Raw genomic sequence first — 23777 nt, forward strand, 5'->3', positions numbered from 1 at the left:
GGTGTCCTCGCCGTCCCGCCTCCACTCCCTCGACAGCTGGTACTCCGAGGGGTGGAAGGGGCTCAACGTAGCCGTCCTCGGCCTCGGAGCCACCGGGTTCTCGGTCGCCGACACGCTGGTGGAACTCGGCAGCGAGGTGACGGTCTACTCGTCCGACGCCCCCGCCGACAGCGTCGAGCTGCTCGACGTGATCGGTGCCCGGTTCCTGCAGACGCCGCTCGACACCGTGCCGGACGCCCTCGTGCGGCAGGCACCCGACGTCGTCATCGTGTCGCCGGGGTTGCCCCCGCACAACGCCACCGTGCAGTGGTCGGTGACGAACAGCACCGTCTGGGGCGACATCGAGCTCGCCTGGCGCGTGCGCGACAAGGTCGTCCGCGGCCCGGTCGCGGCCCCCTGGATCACGATCACGGGCACGAACGGCAAGACGACGACGACACAGCTCACGACCGCGATGTACGAGGCCGGCGGCCTGCGTGCCGTCGCGTGCGGGAACATCGGCGTACCGGTGCTCGACGTCGTCCGCGACCCGGTCGGCTACGACGTGCTCGTCGTCGAGCTCTCGAGCCACCAGCTGCACTACGCGGCGACCTCCGGCGACGGCGCCGTGGTGCCGCTCGCCAGTGCCTGCCTGAACATCGCGGACGACCACCTGGAGTGGCACGGCTCCGCCGAGGCGTACCGCGCGGCGAAGGCCAAGGTCTACGAGCGCACCGTGATGGCGTGCGTCTACAACACCTCGGACGAGGCCACCCGGCAGATGGTGCAGGAGGCCGACGTGGTGGAGGGCTGCCGTGCGGTCGGCTTCACCCCCGGCGTCCCCGCTCCCGGCGACGTCGGCATCGTCGAGGACGTGCTGTGCGACCGGGCGTTCACCGAGGACCGCCGCAACAGCGCGCTCGAGCTGTCGACGATCGCCGACCTCGAGGCCGCCGGGCTCGCCAGCCCGCACATGACCATGAACGTCCTGGCCGCCGCTGCCCTGGCCCGTGCCGGCACCGTCCAGCCGAGCGCCATCCAGTCGGCCGTCCGGGCGTTCCGCGCCGACCACCACCGCACCGAGCTCGTGGCCCAGGCGGACGGCGTCGCGTGGGTCGATGACTCGAAGGCCACCAACCCGCACGCCGCCACCGCGTCGCTGGCGTCGTTCGACACCGTCGTGTGGATCGTCGGCGGCCTGTTCAAGGGCGTCGACATCGACGGCTTGGTCGAGCGCTTCGGCCCCGGCGTGCGCGCCGTCGTGGTGATCGGCACCGACCGGACCCCGGTCCTCGAGGCATTCGCGCGACACGCGTCCACGGTCCCGGTGCTCCAGGTGGAGACGACGGACACTGATCAGGTCATGCGCGAGGCGGTCCGGCATGCCGCATCGGTCGCGAGGCCGGGCGACACCGTCCTCCTCGCCCCGGCGGCGGCGTCGTTCGACCAGTTCGGCTCCTACGCCGACCGGGGGCAGCGTTTCGCGGCCGCGGTCAACGAGCACCTGGGAGGAGAAGTCGATGGCGACGACACCGACGGATCTTCCGAACAGCCGTAACGGCCGGACCGCGTCGACCCCACGACGGACCAACGGCGCGATCGTCGCCGTCAAGAACGTCTTCGTCGCGGAGTCCAGCACCTTCTACACGATCCTCGGCGTCACGCTGTTCCTCGTCGTCTTCGGCGTCGTGATGGTGCTGTCCTCGTCGAGCGTCGAGGAGTACGCGGCGACCCACGACTTCTTCGGGGCGGCCTCCCGTCAGGGCCTGTACGCCGTGCTCGGCGTGCCGCTCATGCTCATCGCCAGTCGGGTCCCGACCCGGATCTGGCGGAAGTGGGCGATGCGGCTGCTCGGTGCTGCGCTCGTGCTGCAGCTGCTCGTGTTCACCCCGCTCGGCATCGACATCCAGGGCAACCGGAACTGGATCGGGCTCGGGTCGTTCACCGCGCAGCCGTCCGAGGTCGTGAAGCTCGGCCTGGTGCTCGGCATCGGCGCCATCATCTACGTCAAACGGGACAAGCTCGACGACTGGAAAGAGGTGTTCATCCCGATCGGGATCGCCTCGATGCTCTCGCTCGGCCTCGTCGTCCTCGGCGGTGACCAGGGCACCGCGATGGTCATGCTCATCCTCGTGTTCGGCGCGCTGTACATCGGTGGCGTCCGCGCCCGGCACCTGCTCGTCGGCCTCGGTGCGTTCGCCGTGATGCTGCCCTTCGTGACGATGGCGTCGGCCTCGCGTTCGACCCGCATCAGCGCCTGGTTGTCCGGGTGCACCGACACCAGCCAGTACCAGGACATCTGCTGGCAGCCGGTGCACGGCATGTGGGCGCTGGCGTCCGGTGGCGTGTTCGGCGTCGGCCTCGGCAACTCGAAGGCGAAGTGGTCGTGGCTGCCCGAGGCGGACAATGACTACATCTTCGCGATCATCGGCGAGGAGCTCGGCCTGATCGGCGCCGTCGTGGTGCTCAGCCTGTTCGTGGTGCTCGCCGTCGGCATGATCAAGATCATCCGGCAGTCCCGCGACCCCTTCGTGAAGACGGTCACCGGTGGCATCCTCGCGTGGATCATCGGCCAGGCGCTCATCAACATCGCCGTCGTGCTCGGCCTGCTGCCCGTGCTCGGCGTGCCCCTGCCACTCATCTCGGCCGGTGGATCGGCGCTCATCATGACCCTGGTGGCGATCGGCGTCGTGCTCTCCTTCGCTCGTGACCTGCCCGGCAAGAACGACCCCGGCCTGACGAACGCCCCACTCGGCCGGACCTCCACGAACGGATCACTGCGGTGAGCAAGTACCTCTTCGCCGGCGGCGGCACCGCCGGCCACGTCAACCCCCTGCTCGCGGTCGCCGACCGGCTGACCGAGCGGGAGCCCGGCGCCGAGGTGCTCGTGCTGGGCACCGCCGAGGGACTGGAGTCCCGCCTCGTCCCGATGCGCGGCTACGAGCTGCTGACGATCCCGCGCCTGCCGTTCCCGCGGAAGCTCAACGGCGCGGCCCTGCGTTTCCCGCAGCGCTTCGCGGCGGCGGTCAAGCGGACCGAGCAGATCATCCGCGACCACGAGATCGAGGTGGTCCTCGGGGTCGGTGGCTACGCGGCCGCTCCGGCGTACATCGCCGCCCGCCGCACCGGCACCCCGATCGTCGTGCACGAGCAGAACGCGAAGCCCGGGCTGGCGAACCGCCTCGCCGCGTTCCTCACCGAGCACGTCGGACTGACCTTCTCGAACACCCGCCTGCGCCACGGCCGCGTCGTCGGCATGCCGCTCCGTCGCGAGATCGAGTCGCTCGACCGCCGGGCCGTACGGTCCGAGGGGCTCGCCGAGTTCGGACTCGACCCGGACCGACCCGTGCTGCTCGTGACCGGTGGTTCCTCGGGCGCGCGGAGCATCAACCGGACGATCAACAAGTCCGCCGCCGCCATCGTCGGAGCCGGATGGCAGGTCCTGCACGTCGTGGGCGCCGCGTCGGACATCGGCCCGAGCGACCTCGACGGGTACCACGTGCTGCCCTACTGCGACCGGATGGACCTGGCGTACGCGGCGAGTGACTTCGTCGTGTCGCGCTCCGGCGCCGGCATGGTGTGCGAGCTGACCGCCGTCGGGCTGCCGAGTGTGCTCGTGCCGTACCCGGTGGGGAACGGTGAGCAGCGCCACAACGCGAAGGACGTCGTCGACGCCGGGGGAGCCGTCCTGGTGGCCGACGGGGAATTCGACCAGGACTGGGTGACGTTCCAGCTGCTGAGCATCCTGCAGGACCGCTCCCGCATCGCGGACATGACCGTGCGGGCGGGCAGCGTCGGCCACCGCGACGGCGCCGACCGGATGACCGACCTGGTCCTCGACGCCGCGAAGCAGGCCCCCAGCACCACGGAGGAACGATGACCATCAAGCCGGACCTGACCCAGCCGATCCCGGACGACCTGGGCACGGTGCACTTCGTCGGCATCGGCGGCGCGGGCATGAGCGGGATCGCCCGGATGTTCCTCGCCGCCGGGCACCGCGTGACGGGCAGCGACTCCCGCGAGACGGAGACGACCGGCACGATGCGCGACCTCGGCGCGACCGTGCACATCGGTCACGACGCCGTGAACGTCGGCGAGGCCGACACCATCGTCGTCACGAGCGCCCTCTGGCCCGACAACCCCGAGCTCCTCGAGGCGCAGCGCCGCGGTCTGCCGGTGCTCCACCGTTCGCAGGCCCTCGCCGCCCTGATCGCCGAGCACCGTCTGGTCGCGGTCGCCGGTGCGCACGGCAAGACCACCTCGACCGGCATGATCGTCACCGCGATGGTCGAGCTCGGTCTCGACCCGAGCTTCGTCAACGGCGGCGTCATCCAGTCCCTCGGCACCAGCTCGGCCCCGGGGTCGAGCGACCTGTTCGTGGTCGAGGCCGACGAGTCCGACGGCTCGTTCCTGCTCTACGACGTCGCCGTGGCCCTGATCACCAACGTCGACGCCGACCACCTGGACCACTACGGCAGCGAGGAGGCCTTCACCGAGGCCTTCGTCGAGTTCGCCGCGAAGGCGAGCGAGCGCGTCGTCATCTCGAGCGACGACGCCGGTGCGAAGACGGTCACGGCCGGCATCCGCCAGCGCGCCGACGCCCCCGAGGTCGTCACGTTCGGCGAGGCCGTCGACGCGGACGTCCGCATCGAGGGCATCACCGAGTCCGCCGGCGTCGAGGTCGACTTCCGCGCCGGGGGTGAGGCGTACCACCTGACCCTCCGCGTGCCCGGCCGGCACAACGCGATCAACGCCGTCGGCGCCTTCGCGGTGCTGACCGGCCTCGGCGTCGCCCCGGCCGACGCGGTTCGCGGGCTCGAGGCGTTCGGCGGCACCCAGCGCCGCTTCGAGCTGCACGGTGTCGAGCGCGGCGTTTCGGTCTACGACGACTACGCCCACCACCCGACCGAGGTCGCCGCGGCGCTCAAGGCCGCCCGCAACGTCGTCGGCGACGGCCGCATCATCGCGATCCACCAGCCGCACCTGTACTCGCGCACCCGTCTGATGGCCGGCGACTTCGCCAAGGTGTACGAGGAGCTCGCCGACCACACGGTCGTGCTCGACGTCTACGGCGCCCGCGAGGACCCGGAGCCCGGCGTGACCGGCGCCCTGGTGCAGGAGCGCTTCGCCGACCAGTCGCGCGTCGAGTTCCTGCCCGACTGGGACGAGGCGGCGGCCCGCGCGGCCGCGGTCGCCCGGGACGGCGACATCATCATGACGCTCAGCTGCGGCGACGTGTACCGGATCATCCCGCAGGTGCTCGGCGCCCTGGGCACCGACGGAGCGTCGTCCCGGTGAAGCGCCCCGAGGGGTTCGACGAGGGGGACGCCCGCAGGGACGCCCCGGCCGAGGGGGCCGACGCGCCCCGGCAGCGTCGTGGTCCCTCGAAGCCGCGGCTCCCGTTCCGCGGACGCGTCGCCGACGACCGGGAGGCCCGTCCCGCGTCCGCCCCGGAAGCGCCGGTCGACGAGACGGTCGACGAGACCGCCGGGTCGACCCCCGCGGGTCGGCCCGCCGCCGGCACGTCGGGTCCGCACCGGGACCGCGTCGGCGCGTTCGCCGGAGCGGCCGGACGCCGGTTCGGCGCCGGCCTCTCCACCGTCGCCGACCGCCTGCGCGAGTACACCCCGAACGAGGACCACCGGGACCCGGAGGCCGACCGCCGCGACGCGGGACGCCGAGCGGCCACGAGCGGTGGAGCCGAACACGACGCGACCGTGACCGACGTGCTCGACGCGACCGGGGCCTCCCGGACCGATCAGCACGCCGAGGCGCCCATCGGGGCACGGGTGCGCGCTGCCGAGACCGCCCGCGAGGCGCGCATCGCGAAGCGGCGCCGCCGACTGCTCGAGCGTGCCGAGGTCCGCCGGTTCACCCGGCGCAGCCGGCACCGTCGCGCCGCGTGGATCACGGCGGCCAGCGTCGTCCTGGTGCTCGGGGTCTCGATCCTCGTCGCGGTGTTCTCCCCGCTGATGGCCCTCCGCACGATCGAGGTCAAGGGCACGAACCGCGTCGACGAGTCCGCGCTGCGCCAGGCCCTGTCCGACCAGATCGGCACGCCCCTGGCCCGGCTCGACTTCGACGCGATCAAGCGGGACGTCGCCGGGTTCCCGCTCATCGAGAGCTACGTGACTGAAGAGGCCCCGCCGCACACGCTCGTCGTCACGGTGACCGAGCGCACGCCGGTCGTCGCGGTGCGCTCCGGGAGCACCTTCGACCTCGTCGACCCCGCGGGCATCGTCGTGCAGTCGTCGCCGAAGCGCCCGGCGACCATGCCGCTCGCCGACATCGCCCGTGCGCGCCTGGGGTCTTCGAGCTTCCGCACGATGACCGAGGTCGTGCTGGCGCTGCCCTCGACGGTCCGGTCCCAGGTGACGCGCGTCGCCGGGTCGACCGCCGACGACGTGACCCTGACCCTGAAGGACGGCTCGACCGTCGTGTGGGGGAGCCCGGACGACTCGGACGCCAAGGCCGAACTGCTCGCCGCGCTGGTCAAGGACCACGCGGCGCGCAACCCGGGCGTCGTCGTCGAGTACGACGTGTCGGCACCGGACAACGGCGTGATCCGCGCCGAGGACTGAATTGCCGGACCTGATCGGCGACACGCGGCGTGGCGGGGCGACACTGCGCCGAACGCACCCGTAGCGTCGAAGCCAGCACCACATCTACCAGCATTGCCCCTGAACTTCAAGTAGAGGTTGAGGGTTCGACCGGAGGCCTGACTGACGTGACCACGAACCACAACTACCTCGCCGTCATCAAGGTCGTCGGTGTCGGCGGCGGCGGCGTCAACGCCGTCAACCGCATGATCGAGCTCGGTCTCCGTGGCGTCGAGTTCATCGCGATCAACACCGACGCCCAGGCCCTGCTGCTCAGCGACGCGGACGTCAAGCTCGACGTCGGCCGCGAGATCACCCGCGGCCTCGGTGCCGGCGCGGACCCCGAGGTCGGCCGTCGTGCCGCCGAGGACCACGCCGAGGAGATCGAAGAGGCCCTCGCCGGCGCCGACATGGTGTTCGTCACCGCGGGCGAGGGTGGCGGTACCGGCACCGGTGGTGCACCGGTCGTCGCGCGCATCGCGAAGTCCATCGGGGCGCTGACCATCGGTGTCGTCACGAAGCCCTTCAGCTTCGAGGGCAAGCGTCGCCAGTCCCAGGCCGAGAACGGCGTCGCTGGCCTCAAGGACGAGGTCGACACGCTCATCGTCGTCCCGAACGACCGCCTGCTCGAGATCAGCGACCGGGGCATCTCCATGGTCGAGGCGTTCGCCACGGCCGACCAGGTGCTCCTCGCCGGCGTGCAGGGCATCACCGACCTCATCACGACCCCGGGGCTGATCAACCTCGACTTCGCCGACGTCAAGAGCGTCATGCAGGGTGCGGGTTCCGCGCTCATGGGCATCGGCTCGTCGCGCGGTGCCGACCGTGCGATCAAGGCGGCCGAGCTCGCCGTCGCGTCGCCACTGCTCGAGGCCTCCATCGACGGTGCGCACGGCGTGCTGCTGTCGATCCAGGGTGGCTCGAACCTCGGCATCTTCGAGATCAACGACGCCGCGCGTCTGGTGCAGGAAGCCGTGCACCCCGAGGCGAACATCATCTTCGGTGCGGTCATCGACGACACCCTGGGCGACGAGGTCCGCGTGACGGTCATCGCCGCGGGCTTCGACGGTGGCGAGCCGGCCCAGCAGCAGAAGGAACGTCGCTCGAGCTACGTCGACCCGGAGTCGAGCGCCGCGGCGCCCGTCGCCGCCTCGACCGGCGCGATCGAGGACTCCACCACGTCGAGCCCGTCCTGGGCATCGCAGGAGCACCAGCCGCCGGTGCAGCGCGCCGCCGACCCGGCGTTCGACGACGACGACGAGCTCGACGTCCCCGACTTCCTGAAGTGACCCACCCTTGGTAGCCGACACGCGCCTCCAGGCCTCGTCTCACGACGACGGACTGGAGGCGCGTGTTGCGTCCGTCAGGAGCGGCATCGCCGACGCGGCGCGAGCCGCAGGGCGCTCGCCCGACGAGCTGACGCTCGTCGTCGTCACGAAGTACCACCCGGCGTCGCTCGTCCGCGAGCTCGCCGCGCTCGGCGTGACGGACGTGGGCGAGAACCGCCACCAGGAGGCGCAGGCGAAGGCCGCCGAGCTGGCGGACCTCGGCCTGACCTGGCACTTCGTCGGGCAGCTGCAGTCGAAGAAGGCCCGCCAGGCCCGGCGGTACGCCCACGTCGTGCAGTCGCTCGACCGAGGCTCCGTCGTCGACGCGTTCGCGCCGACCGAGGCCGAGCCGGAACCGCCGGTCATCGACGGCTTCGTGCAGGTGAACCTCACCGACGACCCCGGCCGCGGCGGGGTGCAGCCGGACGATGTCGAAGCGATGGTGACGCGTGTGCTGGCCGCCGGGACCATCCGGCTGCGGGGTGTCATGGCGGTCGCGCCCCTCGACGAGGAGCCTCGAGCCGCCTTCGCCCGACTCCGCTCGATCTCCGAACGGGTCGTGTCGCTCGAGCCCGGCGCCAGAGACATCTCCGCCGGCATGAGCGGGGACTACGCCGAGGCGATCCTCGAGGGCGCGACACACCTGCGGATCGGCACCGCAATCACGGGAAACCGGCCGCCCGCACCCTAGCCTCGTTGCAGGGCACCACGAGCACGAACCCCGGAGGAACCATGGCCAACCCGCTGAAGAAGACGATGGTCTACCTCGGCCTCGCCGATGAGGAACTCGACTACGAGGACGAGCAGCAGGCCGAGCCCGCGCGCCAGGCCGCCGCGGCCGCCCCGGCGCCCGCCGAACCGCAGGAGGCCCCCGCCGCGGCAGCAGCCCCGGCGGCCGCTCCCGCAGCGGCTCCGGCTCCCACCAAGACGCACACCCACCAGCGCGGCGCCCAGGTCACTCCGCTCCGCCGCTCGCACACGACCGCACAGAAGGCGACCCCGGTCCAGGAAATGAACGAGATCCTCACCGTCCACCCGCGCGAGTACAAGGACGCCCAGTCCATCGCCGAGAGCTTCCGTGACGGCATCCCCGTCATCATCAACCTCTCGCAGATGACCGAGGGCGACGCCCGACGCATGATCGACTTCGCCTCGGGGCTGTCGCTCGGCCTGTTCGGCAAGATCGAGCGTGTCACGAACAAGGTCTTCCTCCTCTCCCCGGCGCACGTCGCAGTGAGCGGTGAGCCCGCTGAGGTAGAGTCCGACATCGAGGCGAACTTCTTCGCCCAGTCCTGAGCCGTACCCGGCACACCCGCCCCTGAGCGTCGTCTGACGACGCTCGCCCGAGACGAGCGAGCCCCATCGTGTCCGTGATCCTAGGGATCATCTCCCTCGCGTTGCTCCTGTACTTCTTCGTGATGTGGGGGCGCTTCGCGCTCGACCTCGTGCAGAGCTTCAACCGTTCCTGGCGGCCGCGCGGGGGCATGCTGGTGGTGTCCGAGTTCGTCTACACGATCACGGACCCGCCCATCCGAGCGGTGCGACGGGTCCTCCCGCCGCTCCGCCTGGGGCCGGTCGCGCTCGACTTCGGCTGGACGATCGTGATGCTCGTCGTCATCATCGCCCGGTTCGTGGTCGCTGCTCTGGCACGCAGTATCTGAGCGGACTCCCGTCCGCGACACGCGCCACGCCAGGCGCGGGTCACGGTTCCGCCCCGTCGTCGGTGTACGGTGGTCGGGATCGATGCCCGCTCCGGTGGCGCATCCGCACCGCACGGCGCGACTGGTACATTCGGTCGCACCGCACGCGGTTCCACACGTTCAGCAGTTCTATTGAGGTGACGGCAATGGCTTTGACGCCGGAAGACGTAGTCAACAAGCGGTTCCAGCCGACGAAGTTCCGCGAGGGCTACGACCAGGACGAGGTCGACGACTTCCTCGACGAGGTCGTGGTCGAGCTCCGTCGCCTGGCCGCGGAGAACGACGAGCTCCGCCAGCGCCTGCAGGCGGCCGAGTCGGCCCCGCAGCCGACGCAGGCCGAGCAGCCCGCTCCCGCCGCCGTGCCGGAGCCCACCCCGGCCCCGGTCGAGGCAGCACCGGAGCCCGCTCCGGTCGCCGCGGCGGCGCCGACCACCACGGTCCCCGCCGACGAGGACACCGAGGGCACCACGAACCTCCTGACCCTGGCGCGTCGTCTCCACGAGGAGCACGTCCGCGAGGGCATCGAGAAGCGCGACGCGCTCATCGCCGAGGGCACGGCCCAGGCCGCTCGCCTGGTCTCCGAGGCCGAGGCGAAGCAGCGACAGATCATCGCCGACACCGAGAACACGAACCGTCAGCGTGTCGCGGTGCTCGAGCAGGAGCAGCGCCAGCTCGAGGGCAAGATCGACGAGCTCCGGACCTTCGAGCGCGACTACCGTGCGCAGCTCAAGAGCTACATCCAGGGGCAGCTCTCCGAGCTCGACTCCTCGGGCGAGCAGTCCGGTCTCACCCCGGCGCCGGCTTCGGCGCAGGGCTTCGGCAACTGACGTTGTCGCGACCAGCATCACGAGCGAAGGTCAGTGTCCGCGCGATCGCGGCACTGGCCTTCGCCGCTGTCGTGGTGGTGGCGTTCGACCAGGTCGCCAAGACGCTGGTCGTCGCGAACCTGCCGTACGGCACCCCCGTCCCGGTCCTCGGCGGGGCGTTGCAGTTCCTGTACGTCCGGAACCCGGGGGCTGCGTTCTCGTTCGCGGTGAACATGACCTGGGTGTTCTCGGTCATCTCGGCCGCGGTCGTCGTCGCGATCATCGTGTACTCGCGTCGCATCCGGTCGATGTGGTGGGCCGTCGTGCTCGGCATGCTGCTCGGCGGCGCGATGGGCAACCTGCTCGACCGGCTCTTCCGTGAGCCCGGCTTCGGACGGGGCCACGTCGTCGACTTCATCTCGACGCCGTGGATGATGCCGGCGATCTACAACGTCGCCGACTCCTTCATCTGCATCAGCATGGTGGTCTTCGTGCTGCTGGTGATCCTCGGGGTGAACCTCGACGGCACCCGCACGCTCTCGGCCAAGCGCCAGGCGCAGGTCGACGCGGCGGAGCCGCTCGACAGCGGGGCCGCGTTCTCGTCGGCCGATGCCGCTCTCGACGAGCCGACCCGCGCCTCCAGGCCGGAGGACCGCGACCGTCGTGACACGCTGGGCCACGACGCCACGTGAGCGAATCGCGTTCTCTGCCCGTGCCCGACGGGCTCGCCGGTGAGCGTGTCGACGCAGCCATCGCGAAGCTCCTCGGTTTCAGCCGGTCGTTCGCCGCCGACGTCGTCGCCGCCGGTGGCGTCCGCGTCGACGGTGTGCCCGTCGACAAGTCGGACCGGCTGCACGCCGACTCCTGGCTCGAGGTCGAGTGGACCCCGAAGGAGCCGCCGCGCATCGTTCCGGCGGCCGTGCCGGGCATGACCATCGTGCACGACGACGAGGACATCGTCGTCGTGGACAAGCCCGTCGGCGTCGCCGCGCACCCCTCGCCGGGGTGGGACGGGCCGACCGTGCCCGGGGGCCTGGCCGCCGCCGGTTTCACGATCGCGACGTCCGGCGCCGCTGAACGTGCCGGGATCGTGCACCGGCTCGACGTCGGGACCTCGGGTCTGATGGTGGTCGCGAAGACCGAGCTGGCGTACACGCACCTCAAGCGGGCGTTCAAGGAGCGCACGGTCGAGAAGGTCTACCACGCACTCGCGCAGGGCCACCCCGATCCGACCTCGGGCACGATCGACGCCCCCATCGGCCGGCATCCCTCGAGCGATTGGAAGTTCGCGGTCACGTCGGAGGGCAAGCCGAGCGTCACCCACTACGAGACGCTCGAGGCCTTCCGCGCCGCGACCCTGCTCGAGGTGCACCTGGAGACCGGGCGCACCCACCAGATCCGGGTGCACATGGCGGCGACACGCCATCCGCTCGTCGGGGACACGATGTACGGCGCCGACCCGGTGCTGGCGGCCGAGCTCGGACTGACGCGCCAGTGGCTCGACGCGGTCCGGCTGGGCTTCGACCACCCCCGCACGGGCGAGTGGGTGTCGTTCGAGGCGCAGTACCCGGACGACCTGCAGGCAGCGCTCGAGCAGATCCGGAGCGCGTCGCTCTGACGCGCCCGGCGGCTTGCGCCGAGGGGTCGCGAACCGTCGGCTGCGGCGCCGCCAGGCGACGCCTTCTGTCCCCGCGGCGGTCGGCCCGCGGCGTGTCCTGCCCCCTCGGCGGCGCGCCCCGCGCGTGTCGCCATCCGATGCCGGACGGGAGGCACGGTGCGGCCCCGCCCCGCGCCTCCCGTCCGCCCCGACGCGCGCGGGAATGTGGGCGGCCGCGGTTAGGCTGTTCCCACACCGCAGCACACCGTACGAACCGGAGGTTCCGTGTCGGATTCCGACTCCTTCGTCCACCTGCACGTGCACAGCGAGTACTCGATGCTCGACGGTGCCGCCAGGCTCTCCGACCTCGTGGCGGAGACCGCCGCGCAGGGGATGCCCGCCGTGGCGGTGACCGACCACGGCAACATGTTCGGCGCCTTCGAGTTCTGGAAGGCCGCCAAGGCCGGTGGCGTCAAACCGATCATCGGGACCGAGGCGTACATCACGCCCCGCACGCACCGCTCGGACAAGACCCGTGTGCGCTGGGGGGACGGCGGGGGCGACGACGTGTCCGGCGCCGGGTCGTACACGCACATGACGATGTTCGCCGAGAACACGACGGGCATGCACAACCTGTTCCGGCTGTCGTCCAAGGCGTCGCTCGAGGGCTACTACTTCAAGCCCCGCATGGACATCGAGCTCCTGCAGGAGTACCACGAGGGCATCATCGCCACCACGGGCTGCCCCTCGGGGGAGATCCAGACGCGCCTGCGCCTCGGCCAGTACGACGAAGCGGTGCAGGCGGCCGCCGACTACCGCGACATCTTCGGCAAGGAGAACTACTTCGCCGAGGTCATGGACCACGGCCTCGAGATCGAACGCCGGATCATGAGCGATCTGATCCGCCTGGCGAAGGACCTCGACATCCCGCTGGTCGGCACGAACGACCTGCACTACACGCACGCCCACGACGCCAAGTCGCACGCGGCACTGCTCTGCGTGCAGTCCGGCTCCACGCTCAACGACCCGAACCGCTTCAAGTTCGACGCCGACGAGTTCTACCTGAAGACCCCGGCGCAGATGCGGCACGTCTTCCGCGACAACCTCGAGGCCTGCGACAACACGCTGCTCATCGCGGAACGCTGCAACGTCGAGTTCGACACCTCGGCGAACTACATGCCGAAGTTCCCGGTGCCCGAAGGCGAGACCGAGCACTCCTGGTTCGAGAAAGAGGTCGCGAAGGGGCTGGAGTACCGGTACCCGGGAGGCATCTCGAAAGAGGTGCAGGACCGCGCCGACTACGAGGTCGGGATCATCAACCAGATGGGGTTCCCGGGCTACTTCCTGGTGGTCGCGGACTTCATCAACTGGTCGAAGAACAACGGCATCCGCGTCGGGCCGGGGCGTGGGTCCGGTGCCGGCTCGATGGTCGCGTACGCGATGCGCATCACCGACCTCGACCCCATCCGGCACGGCCTGATCTTCGAGCGGTTCCTCAACCCGGACCGCGTCTCGATGCCCGACTTCGACGTCGACTTCGACGACCGGCGCCGCGGTGAGGCGATCAAGTACGTCACCGAGAAGTACGGGTCGGAGCGCGTCGCGCAGATCGTCACGTACGGCACGATCAAGGCGAAGCAGGCGCTCAAGGACTCCTCGCGCGTCCTGGGGTTCCCGTTCGGCATGGGCGAGAAGCTCACGAAGGCGATGCCGCCGCCCGTGATGGGCAAGGACATCCCGCTCACCGGGATCTTCGACAAGGACCACCCGCGCTACAAGGAGGCCGTCGACGTCCGCACCGTGGTCGAGACCGACCCCGAGGCGAAGACCGTCTTCGACACGGCGCTCGGGCTCGAGGGGCTGAAGCGCCAGTGGGGCGTCCACGCTGCCGGCGTCATCATGTCGAGCGACCCGCTCATCGACATCATCCCGATCATGAAGCGGGAGCAGGACGGCCAGATCGTCACGCAGTTCGACTACCCGGCAGCGGAGTCGCTCGGCCTGATCAAGATGGACTTCCTGGGGCTCCGCAACCTCACGATCATCAGTGACGCCCTCGACAACATCAAGACGAACCGGGGGATCGAGCTCGACCTCGAGACCATGGGCCTCGAGGACCCCGAGGCCTACGCGCTCCTGCAGCGCGGCGACACCCTCGGCGTGTTCCAGCTCGACGGCGGGCCGATGCGCGGCCTGCTGCGTCTGATGAAGCCCGACAACTTCGAGGACATCTCCGCGCTCATCGCCCTGTACCGCCCGGGGCCCATGGGTGCGAACTCGCACACGAACTACGCGCTCCGCAAGAACGGCGAGCAGCCGATCACGCCGATCCACCCGGAGCTCGAGGAGCCCCTCAAGGACATCATCGGCACGACCTACGGCCTGATCATCTACCAGGAGCAGGTCATGGCCATCGCGCAGAAGGTCGCCGGGTTCTCCCTCGGCCAGGCGGACATCCTCCGCCGCGCGATGGGCAAGAAGAAGAAGTCCGAGCTCGACAAGCAGTACGCGGGCTTCCAGCAGGGCATGAAGGACAACGGGTACTCGGACGCGGCGATCAAGACGCTGTGGGACATCCTGCTGCCCTTCTCCGACTACGCGTTCAACAAGGCGCACTCGGCTGCCTACGGTGTGGTGTCCTTCTGGACCGCGTACCTCAAGGCGCACTACCCGGCCGAGTACATGGCGGCCCTGCTGACCTCGGTCGGTGACGCCCGCGACAAGCTCGCCCTGTACCTCAACGAGTGCCGCCGGATGGGCATCAAGGTGATGCCGCCGGACGTCAACGAGTCGATCGGCTTCTTCGCGGCGGTCGGCGACGACATCCGCTTCGGCATGGGTGCCATCCGCAACGTCGGGTTCAACGTCGTCGACGACATAGTCAAGGCCCGGACCGAGAAGGGCGCCTTCGAGTCGTTCCACGACTTCCTCCGCAAGATCCCGATCTCGTCGGCGAACAAGCGCACGGTCGAGTCGCTCATCAAGGCCGGTGCCTTCGACGAGTTCGGCGACACCAGACGTGCCCTGGTGGAGATCCACGAGGGCGCGGTCGAGGGCGCGGTCAAGGTCAAGCGCGACGAGGCCCACGGCAACGTCGGGTTCGACTTCGACTCGCTCTTCGCCGAGGCAGCTGAGGACGCCCCGAGCGCCGCGGTGTCCCAGGTGCCGGACCGACCGGAGTGGTCCAAGCGCGACAAGCTCGCGTTCGAGCGGGACATGCTCGGGCTCTACGTGTCCGACCACCCGCTCGCCGGGCTCGAGATCGAACTCGCGAAGCACCAGTCGATCACCATCGCCGACCTGCTCACCGCGGACGACTCGATCGAGGGCGAGACGGTCACCGTCGCCGGCCTGCTGACGAGCGTGCAGCACCGGGTGGCGAAGACGAGCGGCAACCCGTACGGCATCGTCGACATCGAGGACTTCGGCGGCCAGATCGGCGTGATGTTCCTGGGCAAGACGTACCAGGAGTTCGGCCCGTCCCTGGTGCCCGACTCGATCGTCGTCCTGCGCGGCCGCGTCAACGTCCGCGACGACGGCAAGGCCCTGCACGCGGTGAGCATGTTCCAGCCGAACGTCGGCGACGCGATGGGTTCCGGCCCGCTCACCCTGTCCCTGCCCGAACGCCAGGCCACGACGAGCACGGTGACGGAACTCGCCGCCGTGCTCGGCCGCCACCAGGGTGACACCGAGGTCCGGCTGAAGCTGCTCAAGGACGACGTCGCGCGCACCTTCGAGCTGCCCTTCCCGGTGAACCTGACCCCCGACCTGTTCGGCGAGCTGAAGAGCCTGCTCGGACCCCGCTGCCTGGTATAGGAGCGTCGACCATGGCCGGTCACCGGATCTTCGGGACGCCCGTCGCGGACGTCTACGGGCACTACCTGGCGAAGGTGGAGCGGAAGGGCCACACGAAGGCGGAGCTCGACACCGTCATCGAGTGGTTGACCGGCTTCGGCGACCGGGCGCTCGCGCAGCACCTGGCCGACCGGACCACGTTCGAGGACTTCTTCGCCGGCGCGCACCTCAACCCGAACGCCCCGCTCATCACCGGGGTGATCTGCGGGGTGCGGATCGAGGAGCTCGACGACCCGCTCATGCGGCAGATCCGGTACCTCGACAAGCTCGTCGACGAGGTCGCCAAGGGCCGGCCGATGGTGAAGATCCTGCGGACGGCGTGACCGACGGCCAGCCGGCGCCGCACGTCCTCCGGGCGTTCGGCGTGCACGACCGGCCGATCGAGCGCCTCGGCGGCGGGCGGGGACGCACGTGGCGCGCCGGGGACGTCGTCCTCCGCCCGTCCGGTGACCGCCTGGAGGCCCGGTGGCGGTCCGCCACGTTGGCGCGGCTCGTCCACACGGCCGGGTTCCGGACGCCGCGCCCGGTCGCCGCCACGTCGGGGGACTGGGTCGTGGACGCCGGCGCCAGCGTCAGCACCGGTGACGACGGTTGGGAAGCCTGGCGGTGGGTCGACGGTCGCACCGACCCCACGCGCGTGGACGAGGTGATCGCCGCGGGTGCCGCGTTCCACCGCGCGATCGCCCACCTGCCACGCCCCGAGTTCCTCGACCACCGCGACGAGCCCTGGAGTCGGGCGGACCGCATGGCCTGGGGCGGAACAGCCCTGCCCGACGAGCCGACGCTGGACCGCCTGGCGGCGACGTTCCGGCCGGTGACGTCCCCGTCGCAGCTCGTCCACGGCGACCTGCTCGGCAACGTGCTCTTCACGCCGGGGGAGCCGCCCACGGTGTTCGACTGGGCACCGTACTGGCGCCCGGCGGGCTTCGGCGCAGCGATCGCCGCGGTCGATGCGGTGTGCTGGCACGGGGTCGACGCGAGTCGGCTCGGCGTGCTCGGCTCCGACGTCGCGGAGTGGCCGCAGCTGCTCGTCCGTGCGCTGGCGTTCCGGATCGCCACGCTGCACCTGCTCGACGCGTGGGACCCCGACCAGACGGCTCGCCACCGGCCCGTGGTCGACGCGGTCGTGCAGCACGCCGCCGGTACGCTGGAGGCCTCATGATGCATCGAATCGACCTCCGCGGCGGCCTCCCCGCCCGTGCCGAACTCCTCCGACTCATGCCCCGCGCCGCGGGTGACGTGACGCACGCGGTCGACGCTGCGCGCGAGTTGATCGAGGACGTCCGACACCGCGGGGCCGCGGCCCTGCACGACCAGGCCGAGCGCTTCGACGGCGGGGCCCCTGCGAACGTCCGGGTCCCCGCTGCCGAGATCACCGCCGCCGTGGCCGGGCTCACCCCCGAGGTCCGAGCGGCACTGGACGAGGCCATCCGCCGCGTCCGGGCCGCGAGTGCCGCGCAGATCCCCGCCCCGTCCGTGACCACACTTGCCGACGGCGCCGAGGTCCACCAGCGCTGGCAGCCGATGCGCCGCGTGGGGCTCTACGTGCCCGGTGGCAAGGCCGTCTACCCGTCCAGCGTCGTGATGAACGTCGTCGCAGCCCAGGTCGCGGGCGTGCCCTCGATCGCCCTCGTGTCGCCGCCGCAGCGCGACCACGGCGGAGCGGTGCACCCGACGATCCTCGCCGCGGCGGGGCTCCTCGGCGTCGACGAGGTCTACGCGATGGGCGGCGCCGGAGCCGTCGGCGCTCTGGCGTACGGCGTCGCCGAGATCGACCTCGAGCCGGTCGACCTGGTCACCGGGCCGGGCAACAACTACGTCGCCGCCGCGAAGCGACTGGTGCGCGGTGTGGTGGGCATCGACTCCGAGGCCGGCGCGACCGAGATCCTCGTGATCGCGGACGACACCGCCGACGCCGGGTTCGTGGCCGCCGACCTCATTAGCCAGGCCGAGCACGACGAGCAGGCCGGCAGCGTGCTGGTGACGACGTCCGCGGCGTTCGCCGACGCGGTGGAGGAGGCCATCCCGGAGCGCACGGCGGTGCTCGGGACGGCTGCGCGCCTCCAGGCCGCCCTGGACGGACCGCAGTCCGCGATCGTCCTGGTGGACTCGCTGAGCGACGCGGCGACCGTGAGCAACGCCTACGGACCGGAACACCTCGAGATCCAGACGGTCGACGACGACGCGGTGCTGGCCGACATCGACGCCGCCGGCGCGGTGTTCGTCGGGCCGACCACGCCGGTGAGCCTGGGGGACTACCTGGCCGGGTCCAACCACGTGCTGCCGACCGGCGGCCAGGCCCGCTTCGGGTCCGGGCTGTCCGCGTCGACGTTCCTGCGACCCCAGCAGATCGTCCGGTACACGCCCGAGGCCCTGGCCGAGGTCGCGCCGCACATCGTCGCCCTGTCCACCGAGGAGCAGCTCCCCGCGCACGGGGCCGCCGTGACGGAGCGCACGAACCGATAGCCTGGGGAACGACATGTTCTGCCCCTTCTGCCGCCACCCGGACTCCCGCGTCGTCGACTCACGGACGAGCGACGACGGAACCTCCATCCGCCGCCGTCGACAGTGCCCCAACTGCGGTCGACGGTTCTCGACCACCGAGACCGCGTCGCTCAACGTCGTGAAGCGCAACGGTGTCACCGAGCCGTTCAGCCGCGACAAGATCGTCTCCGGCGTGCGCAAAGCGTGCCAGGGGCGCCCGGTCACCGACGGTGACCTGGCCGTGCTCGCACAGCGCGTCGAGGAGACCGTACGGTCCTCCGGATCGAGCCAGATCGACGCGAACGACATCGGCCTCGCGATCCTCGCGCCCCTGCGGGAGCTCGACGAGGTCGCCTACCTGCGGTTCGCGAGCGTGTACCAGGCGTTCGACTCGCTCGAGGACTTCGAGGACGCCATCGGCCAGCTCCGCCGCGACCACCACACGGCGTCCGACACGGCCGCCGGGTCGTCCACACCGTCCGGCACGCGCGCGTGAGCGGCATCGCCGAACGCATCGTGCGCGGCGGCTACCGCGTCGTGTTCCGGTCCGTGTTCGCGAACATGGACCCGGAACGTGCCCACCACCTGGCGTTCGCCGTGATCGCGGGGCTGCCTCGCGTGCCCTTCCTGAGCGGGGTCGTCGAACGCTTCTGCCGTCCCGCAGCGGCCGACGGCGTCACCACGATGGGCATCCACTTCCCGTCGCGCTTCGGCCTGGCGGCAGGGTTCGACAAGGACGCCCGCGGCATCGCCGGTCTCGGCCTGCTCGGCTTCGGCCACGTCGAGGTCGGCACCATCACCGCCAAGCCGCAGCCCGGCAACGAGCGCCCGCGCCTGTTCCGGCTGATCGGCGACCGCGCCCTGATCAACCGCATGGGCTTCAACAACCACGGCGCCGCTGCGGCCGCCCGACGCCTCGAGCGTGCCCGCCGCAACCCCGGTCGCCCCGTCATCGGCGTGAACATCGGCAAGAGCCGGGTCGTCTCCGTCGAGGACGCCATCGACGACTACCTCGAGTCCACCCGTCGGCTCGCGACGTTCGCGGACTACCTGGCGGTCAACGTCAGCTCGCCGAACACGCCCGGTCTGCGCGGACTGCAGGAAATCGACCAGCTCCGACCGCTGCTGTCCGCGGTGCGTGACGCCGCCGGCCGGACTCCGGTGCTCGTCAAGATCGCACCGGACCTGACCGACGAGCAGATCGACGCGATCGCGGGCCTCGCGGTCGAGCTCGGCCTGGCCGGGGTGATCGCCAACAACACGACGATCTCCCGCGACGGGCTGACCGCGGATCCGTCCGACGTCGAGGCGATGGGTGCCGGGGGACTCTCCGGTGCGCCGCTCGCCGCCCGCTCGCTCGAGGTGCTGCGTCGCGTCCGCGCCGCGGTGCCCGCCGACTTCTGCGTCATCGCCGTCGGTGGTGTGACCACCGAGCAGGACGTGCAGGACCGCATCGACGCCGGAGCCACGCTCGTGCAGGGCTACACGGCGTTCCTCTACGAGGGACCGACCTGGGCGGCGCGCATCAACCGGCTGCGCCGTCGGCGGCTGCGCCGCGCCGCGCGGTAGCCGCGCGCCACTGCGCCGCCGAGTGAGCAGAACACGCCGTGGCTCGCCGATCGACCCGTCGTGTTCTGCTCACTCGATACCGATGTCGGGCGGGGGAGCGGGAACGACGAAGCGCCGCCCGGCATGCCGGGCGGCGCTTCGTCGTGTGCGTGTGGCTAGAGCGTGGGGTACTGCCCACGCCGGACCTGGGGCTTCGGCAGCCGCAGGAAGCGCAGCTGCCACGCCCGCGTGAGGATGTAGAGGAACGTGCCGCGCTGGAACTCGCCGAACTTGGTGGTGAGCTTGCGGCGGAGCGACAGCCACAGCACCACGCAGTCGATGATGAACAGCGCCACGAACGCCCACACCAGCAGGAGCGAGTAGGACGCGATCACGGTCTGCGCGGCAGCGAACCCGACGATCAGGAACAGCACGAGCACGGGCATCATGACCTCGCCGACGTTCCATCGGGCGTCGATCCAGTCGCGGACGAAACGTCGCTGCTCACCGCGGTCCTTCGCCGGCAGGTAGCGCTCCTCGCCGTTGGCCATGCCGACCCGGGCACGCTCGCGCTCGGAGTTGAGACGCGCGCGGGCGGCCTTCTTGTCGACCGGCGTGTTGCCCACGAGGGGGCGGCGGTTCGCTGCCTCTCGCTCGCGGCGGGACGGCGTGGGGCGGCCCTTGCCCCGCTCGAGGAGCTCGGCCTCGGTCGGGTCGACGGTCGTGTTGGTCTTGGGGGCTGCCTTCGCCACGGTGCGTTCCTAACGGCGGTGTGCGTGCGGGATCTCCTCTAGATTACCGGGCATGACCGACAGCGAACAGCACAGCCCCGCGACCGACCCCGCGCTCCTCGACGCCCTGCGCGAACACGTGCAGGGGGCACTGCCGACGACGATCGCCGACCTGTCCGCGCTGGTGCGGCTGCCGTCGGTCTCGTGGTCGGCGTTCGACCCGGCGAACGTGCAGGCGAGCGCCGAGGCCGTCGCGGACCTCGCGCGGTCGACGGGCGTCTTCGCGGACGACGCGGTGCGCATCGTCCGCTCGGCCGTCGACGGCTCGACGGCGGACGCCGAGGCCTCCGGTGCGGAGCTCGGCCAGCCCGCGGTCCTCGCGGTGCGCCCGGCGCGGAACGGCAAGCCGACGGTGATGCTCTACGCCCACCACGACGTGCAGCCCCAGGGCGACGAGGCCCTGTGGGAGACGCCGCCGTTCGAGCCGACCCTGCGCGGTGACCGCCTGTACGGCCGCGGCGCCTCGGACGACAAGGCCGGTGTGATGACGCACATCGCGTCGCTCCGCGCGGTGCACGCCCGGTTCGGGGACGACCTCGACCTCGGGATCGTGCTGTTCGTCGAGGGCGAGGAGGAGTCCGGCTCCCGCTCGTTCCGCACGTTCCTGCGCGAGCAGAAGGAGCACCTCGCCGCAGACGTCATCGTCGTGGCGGACAGCGACAACTGGTCGACCGAGGTGCCGTCGATCACGGTCTCGCTGCGCGGCAACGTCACCTTCAAGCTCACCCTGACCACGCTCGAGCACGCCAGCCACAGCGGCATGTTCGGGGGAGCGGCCCCGGACGCGATGATCCCGATGGTGCGGCTGCTCGCCTCGCTGCACGACGCCGACGGCTCGGTCGCCGTCGAGGGGCTGACCTCGTACGAGGCCGACGTGCCGGAGCGCTCCGAGGACGAACTCGCCGTCGACGCCGCTCTCGTTGCCGGTGTGCGCCCGATCGGCACCGGCGCCGTGCTGTCCCGCATGTGGTTCCAGCCGTCGATCACGGTGACCGGCATGGACGTGCCCAGCGTCGCGAACGCCTCGAACACCCTGCTGCCCACGGTCTCGGCACGGGTCTCGGTCCGCGTCGCCCCCGGACAGGACGCTCGCCAGGCCTACACGGCCGTCGAGCGGCACCTGCGCGAGCACGTCCCGTTCGGTGCGCGCATGGAGATCACCGAGCCGGACAGCGGCGACGGGTTCCTCGTCGACACCGCCGGCTGGGCCGTCCAGGAGGCCCGCACGGCGATGCGCGAGGGCTGGGGTGCAGAGGCGGTCGAGCAGGGCATCGGCGGGTCGATCCCGTTCGTGTCCGACCTCGCCGCGGAGTTCCCGGACGCGCAGATCCTGGTCACCGGCGTCGAGGACCCGGACACCCGAGCGCACAGCCCGAACGAGTCGCAGCACCTCGGTGTCCTGCACCGTGCCATCGCGTCCGAGACGATCCTGCTCGCCAGGCTCGCGACGCGCAGCTGAGGGTGCTTACAATCGACGCCAGGCGCGGTGACCAGCACCGCCCGGAGGGAGACGCGCGATGAGCGACACCATCACCGAAGCACCGGCGACCGAGACCCCGTCGCACGGCGTCCTCCTGAGCGACGCCGCCGCCGGCAAGGTGGCGAACCTGCTCGAGCAGGAGGGCCGCGACGACCTGCGCCTGCGCCTCGCGGTCCAGCCCGGTGGCTGCTCCGGCCTGATCTACCAGCTGTACTTCGACGAGCGCCTGCTCGACGGTGACGTCACCGCCGAGTTCGACGGGGTCGAGGTCGTCGTCGACAAGATGAGCGTCCCGTACCTCGACGGTGCGACGATCGACTTCGAGGACACGATCCAGAAGCAGGGCTTCACGATCGACAACCCCAACGCGCAGGGCAGCTGCGCCTGCGGAGACAGCTTCCACTGATCACCAGCGATCCGACACGCGAGCGGGGAGCGACCGGGACGGTCGCTCCCCGCTCGCGTTCGTGTGACCGGACGTGGGCGGAGGGGCGCACCAGGGTGCGGAGCAACCGGGGTGGAACCGGCCCTCGGGCGTGCGGATCGGGGCCAGAACCGTGTCGTGTGTGCGCGAGCGGTACCGAGCTGCGAGTAAGCTAGGAGTGTTCCAATCAAGCTGGGAGCCAGCCATGCGCCGCCTTCGTGCGGCACGCCGTCGGACTCGACGGGCTGACCTCCGAAGCTCACGTCTTTTGCGAGAGGTAACAGTGCGTTCGAATCGCCGTATACGTTGGGCGGCCGTCCCGGTGGCCGTCGGTCTGGTCATCGCACTGGCTGGCTGCACGCAGCAGCAGATGAACGGATGGCTCCCCGGGACGGAGGAGACGAAGGACGTCACCAACCACACCAGTCGCATCGTCGGCCTGTGGACCACGAGCTGGGTCGTTCTCCTCGCCGTCGGACTCATCGTCTGGGGCCTCGTCATCTGGGCCGCGATCGTCTACCGACGCCGGAAGGGCCAGACCGGCCTGCCCGTGCAGATGCGGTACAACATGCCGCTCGAGATCTTCTACACGATCGTGCCGCTGATCCTCGTGCTCGGCTTCTTCGCCTTCACCGCGAAGGACCAGGCCGCGATCGAGAAGCCCTTCGCCGACCCGGACGCCACCGTGCACGTGTACGGCAAGCGCTGGGCCTGGGACTTCAACTACATCAACAAGGACAACCCCGAAGAGAGCGTCTACTACCAGGGCATCCAAGCCCAGGAAGAAGAGAACGCCAACGGGGCGATCGACGAGTCGCAGCTGCCGACCCTCTACCTGCCGAAGGGCAAGAAGGTCGCGATCGAGCTCTCCTCGCGCGACGTCGACCACTCCTTCTGGGTCATCGACTTCCTGTACAAGAAGGACATGCTCCCGGGCAAGACCAACTGGGAGTACTTCATCCCGGAGAAGCTCGGCACCTACCAGGGCAAGTGCGCGGAGCTCTGCGGTGAGTACCACTCGCTGATGCTCTTCCAGGTGAAGGTCGTCACGCCGGCGCAGTACCAGGACTACCTCGACACCCTGAAGGACCAGGGCAAGGTCGGCCTGCTCGGCGACGAGTACAACACCAACACCAACGAACCGAACAACAAGGCGCCGGTCGAGGCGTCCAGCGAGAACAAGTAG

The 23777-nt window shown here is 70.6% G+C and carries 22 protein-coding genes; 21 read left to right on the forward strand and 1 reads right to left on the reverse strand.

The annotated features are described in order from the left end of the window. The first annotated feature begins 1 nt into the window (after position 1). The 18 genes from murD (at position 2) to OE229_RS09910 (ending at position 19917) form a co-directional block, all read left to right on the forward strand. On the forward strand, positions 2 to 1537 hold the full coding sequence (gene murD / locus OE229_RS09825) for a UDP-N-acetylmuramoyl-L-alanine--D-glutamate ligase (protein ID WP_262137740.1): 1536 nt from the start codon (positions 2 to 4) through the stop codon (positions 1535 to 1537). After that, positions 1500 to 2765 carry a putative lipid II flippase FtsW gene (ftsW, locus tag OE229_RS09830; RefSeq protein ID WP_182065473.1) on the forward strand — a complete coding sequence of 422 codons (1266 nt, stop codon included), beginning with the start codon at positions 1500 to 1502 and terminating at the stop codon, positions 2763 to 2765. Before murD ends, ftsW begins: the two co-directional genes overlap by 38 nt. Further along, positions 2762 to 3859, forward strand: coding sequence for an undecaprenyldiphospho-muramoylpentapeptide beta-N-acetylglucosaminyltransferase (murG, locus tag OE229_RS09835; RefSeq protein WP_262137743.1), 1098 nt, complete (start codon positions 2762 to 2764; stop codon positions 3857 to 3859). Before ftsW ends, murG begins: the two co-directional genes overlap by 4 nt. Beyond that, positions 3856 to 5277 carry a UDP-N-acetylmuramate--L-alanine ligase gene (gene murC / locus OE229_RS09840; protein ID WP_182065471.1) on the forward strand — a complete coding sequence of 474 codons (1422 nt, stop codon included), beginning with the start codon at positions 3856 to 3858 and terminating at the stop codon, positions 5275 to 5277. Before murG ends, murC begins: the two co-directional genes overlap by 4 nt. Then, positions 5274 to 6560 (forward strand): FtsQ-type POTRA domain-containing protein, encoded by a 1287-nt coding sequence (locus OE229_RS09845; protein WP_262137745.1) that lies wholly within the window; start codon positions 5274 to 5276, stop codon positions 6558 to 6560. Before murC ends, OE229_RS09845 begins: the two co-directional genes overlap by 4 nt. 146 nt (positions 6561 to 6706) lie before the next feature. Continuing rightward, the gene (gene ftsZ / locus OE229_RS09850) at positions 6707 to 7867 is read left to right on the forward strand and encodes a cell division protein FtsZ (RefSeq protein WP_027465251.1); all 1161 of its coding nucleotides are present in this window, start codon (positions 6707 to 6709) and stop codon (positions 7865 to 7867) included. Between the two features lie 7 nt (positions 7868 to 7874). Further along, complete coding sequence (locus OE229_RS09855) at positions 7875 to 8597, forward strand: YggS family pyridoxal phosphate-dependent enzyme (protein WP_259577531.1); 723 nt, start codon at positions 7875 to 7877, stop codon at positions 8595 to 8597. Between the two features lie 41 nt (positions 8598 to 8638). Continuing rightward, positions 8639 to 9202, forward strand: a complete 564-nt coding sequence (locus OE229_RS09860; protein WP_262137747.1) for a cell division protein SepF — start codon at positions 8639 to 8641, stop codon at positions 9200 to 9202. A gap of 68 nt (positions 9203 to 9270) precedes the next feature. Then, positions 9271 to 9567 carry a YggT family protein gene (locus tag OE229_RS09865; protein ID WP_110892747.1) on the forward strand — a complete coding sequence of 99 codons (297 nt, stop codon included), beginning with the start codon at positions 9271 to 9273 and terminating at the stop codon, positions 9565 to 9567. Positions 9568 to 9752: 185 nt separating this feature from the next. Continuing rightward, the gene (locus OE229_RS09870) at positions 9753 to 10433 is read left to right on the forward strand and encodes a DivIVA domain-containing protein (protein WP_262137749.1); all 681 of its coding nucleotides are present in this window, start codon (positions 9753 to 9755) and stop codon (positions 10431 to 10433) included. A gap of 2 nt (positions 10434 to 10435) precedes the next feature. Further along, positions 10436 to 11104: a signal peptidase II gene (gene lspA, locus OE229_RS09875; protein WP_262137752.1), complete on the forward strand. Its 669-nt coding sequence runs from the start codon at positions 10436 to 10438 to the stop codon at positions 11102 to 11104. After that, a complete protein-coding gene (locus tag OE229_RS09880) occupies positions 11101 to 12030 on the forward strand; it encodes an RluA family pseudouridine synthase (RefSeq protein WP_110864623.1) in 930 nt (309 codons plus the stop codon). The genes lspA and OE229_RS09880 overlap by 4 nt, the downstream gene beginning before the upstream one ends. 315 nt (positions 12031 to 12345) lie before the next feature. Beyond that, positions 12346 to 15825, forward strand: coding sequence for a DNA polymerase III subunit alpha (gene dnaE, locus OE229_RS09885; protein WP_371830593.1), 3480 nt, complete (start codon positions 12346 to 12348; stop codon positions 15823 to 15825). A gap of 11 nt (positions 15826 to 15836) precedes the next feature. Beyond that, positions 15837 to 16187, forward strand: coding sequence for a DUF2200 domain-containing protein (locus OE229_RS09890; RefSeq protein WP_182067185.1), 351 nt, complete (start codon positions 15837 to 15839; stop codon positions 16185 to 16187). Next, positions 16184 to 17026: a phosphotransferase gene (locus OE229_RS09895; RefSeq protein WP_262137755.1), complete on the forward strand. Its 843-nt coding sequence runs from the start codon at positions 16184 to 16186 to the stop codon at positions 17024 to 17026. The genes OE229_RS09890 and OE229_RS09895 overlap by 4 nt, the downstream gene beginning before the upstream one ends. Then, complete coding sequence (hisD, locus tag OE229_RS09900) at positions 17023 to 18330, forward strand: histidinol dehydrogenase (protein ID WP_262137759.1); 1308 nt, start codon at positions 17023 to 17025, stop codon at positions 18328 to 18330. The genes OE229_RS09895 and hisD overlap by 4 nt, the downstream gene beginning before the upstream one ends. Before the next feature lie 13 nt (positions 18331 to 18343). Then, positions 18344 to 18844 (forward strand): transcriptional regulator NrdR, encoded by a 501-nt coding sequence (nrdR, locus tag OE229_RS09905; protein ID WP_262137762.1) that lies wholly within the window; start codon positions 18344 to 18346, stop codon positions 18842 to 18844. Further along, positions 18841 to 19917, forward strand: coding sequence for a quinone-dependent dihydroorotate dehydrogenase (locus OE229_RS09910; protein WP_262137767.1), 1077 nt, complete (start codon positions 18841 to 18843; stop codon positions 19915 to 19917). Before nrdR ends, OE229_RS09910 begins: the two co-directional genes overlap by 4 nt. Before the next feature lie 155 nt (positions 19918 to 20072). On the opposite strand, the gene OE229_RS09915 is transcribed toward OE229_RS09910, so the two are convergent. Further along, a complete protein-coding gene (locus tag OE229_RS09915; protein WP_262137770.1) occupies positions 20073 to 20648 on the reverse strand; it encodes a DUF3043 domain-containing protein in 576 nt (191 codons plus the stop codon). A gap of 52 nt (positions 20649 to 20700) precedes the next feature. Here OE229_RS09915 and OE229_RS09920 point away from each other — a divergent pair, with 52 nt between their 5' ends. The 3 genes from OE229_RS09920 to ctaC all read left to right on the forward strand — a co-directional run bounded on the left by OE229_RS09920 (position 20701) and on the right by ctaC (position 23777). Next, a complete protein-coding gene (locus tag OE229_RS09920; RefSeq protein WP_262137772.1) occupies positions 20701 to 22146 on the forward strand; it encodes a dipeptidase in 1446 nt (481 codons plus the stop codon). 58 nt (positions 22147 to 22204) lie between these two features. Then, positions 22205 to 22573, forward strand: a complete 369-nt coding sequence (locus OE229_RS09925) for a HesB/IscA family protein (protein WP_262137775.1) — start codon at positions 22205 to 22207, stop codon at positions 22571 to 22573. 301 nt (positions 22574 to 22874) lie between these two features. Continuing rightward, positions 22875 to 23777, forward strand: a complete 903-nt coding sequence (gene ctaC, locus OE229_RS09930) for an aa3-type cytochrome oxidase subunit II (protein WP_111233526.1) — start codon at positions 22875 to 22877, stop codon at positions 23775 to 23777.

The sequence above is a fragment of the Curtobacterium poinsettiae genome (genome assembly GCF_025677645.1).
In the GTDB taxonomy this organism is placed as follows: Bacteria; Actinomycetota; Actinomycetes; order Actinomycetales; family Microbacteriaceae; genus Curtobacterium; species Curtobacterium poinsettiae_A.

What these genes read in the sequence shown, in the direction of transcription:
- ftsW (WP_182065473.1), top strand. Translation starts at nt 1,500, where the DNA reads ATGGCGACGACACCGACGGATCTTCCGAACAGCCGTAACGGCCGGACC.
- OE229_RS09870 (WP_262137749.1), top strand. Translation starts at nt 9,753, where the DNA reads ATGGCTTTGACGCCGGAAGACGTAGTCAACAAGCGGTTCCAGCCGACG.
- murC (WP_182065471.1), top strand. Translation starts at nt 3,856, where the DNA reads ATGACCATCAAGCCGGACCTGACCCAGCCGATCCCGGACGACCTGGGC.
- dnaE (WP_371830593.1), top strand. Translation starts at nt 12,346, where the DNA reads ATGCTCGACGGTGCCGCCAGGCTCTCCGACCTCGTGGCGGAGACCGCC.
- OE229_RS09860 (WP_262137747.1), top strand. Translation starts at nt 8,639, where the DNA reads ATGGCCAACCCGCTGAAGAAGACGATGGTCTACCTCGGCCTCGCCGAT.
- hisD (WP_262137759.1), top strand. Translation starts at nt 17,023, where the DNA reads ATGATGCATCGAATCGACCTCCGCGGCGGCCTCCCCGCCCGTGCCGAA.
- OE229_RS09925 (WP_262137775.1), top strand. Translation starts at nt 22,205, where the DNA reads ATGAGCGACACCATCACCGAAGCACCGGCGACCGAGACCCCGTCGCAC.
- nrdR (WP_262137762.1), top strand. Translation starts at nt 18,344, where the DNA reads ATGTTCTGCCCCTTCTGCCGCCACCCGGACTCCCGCGTCGTCGACTCA.
- OE229_RS09920 (WP_262137772.1), top strand. Translation starts at nt 20,701, where the DNA reads ATGACCGACAGCGAACAGCACAGCCCCGCGACCGACCCCGCGCTCCTC.
- OE229_RS09890 (WP_182067185.1), top strand. Translation starts at nt 15,837, where the DNA reads ATGGCCGGTCACCGGATCTTCGGGACGCCCGTCGCGGACGTCTACGGG.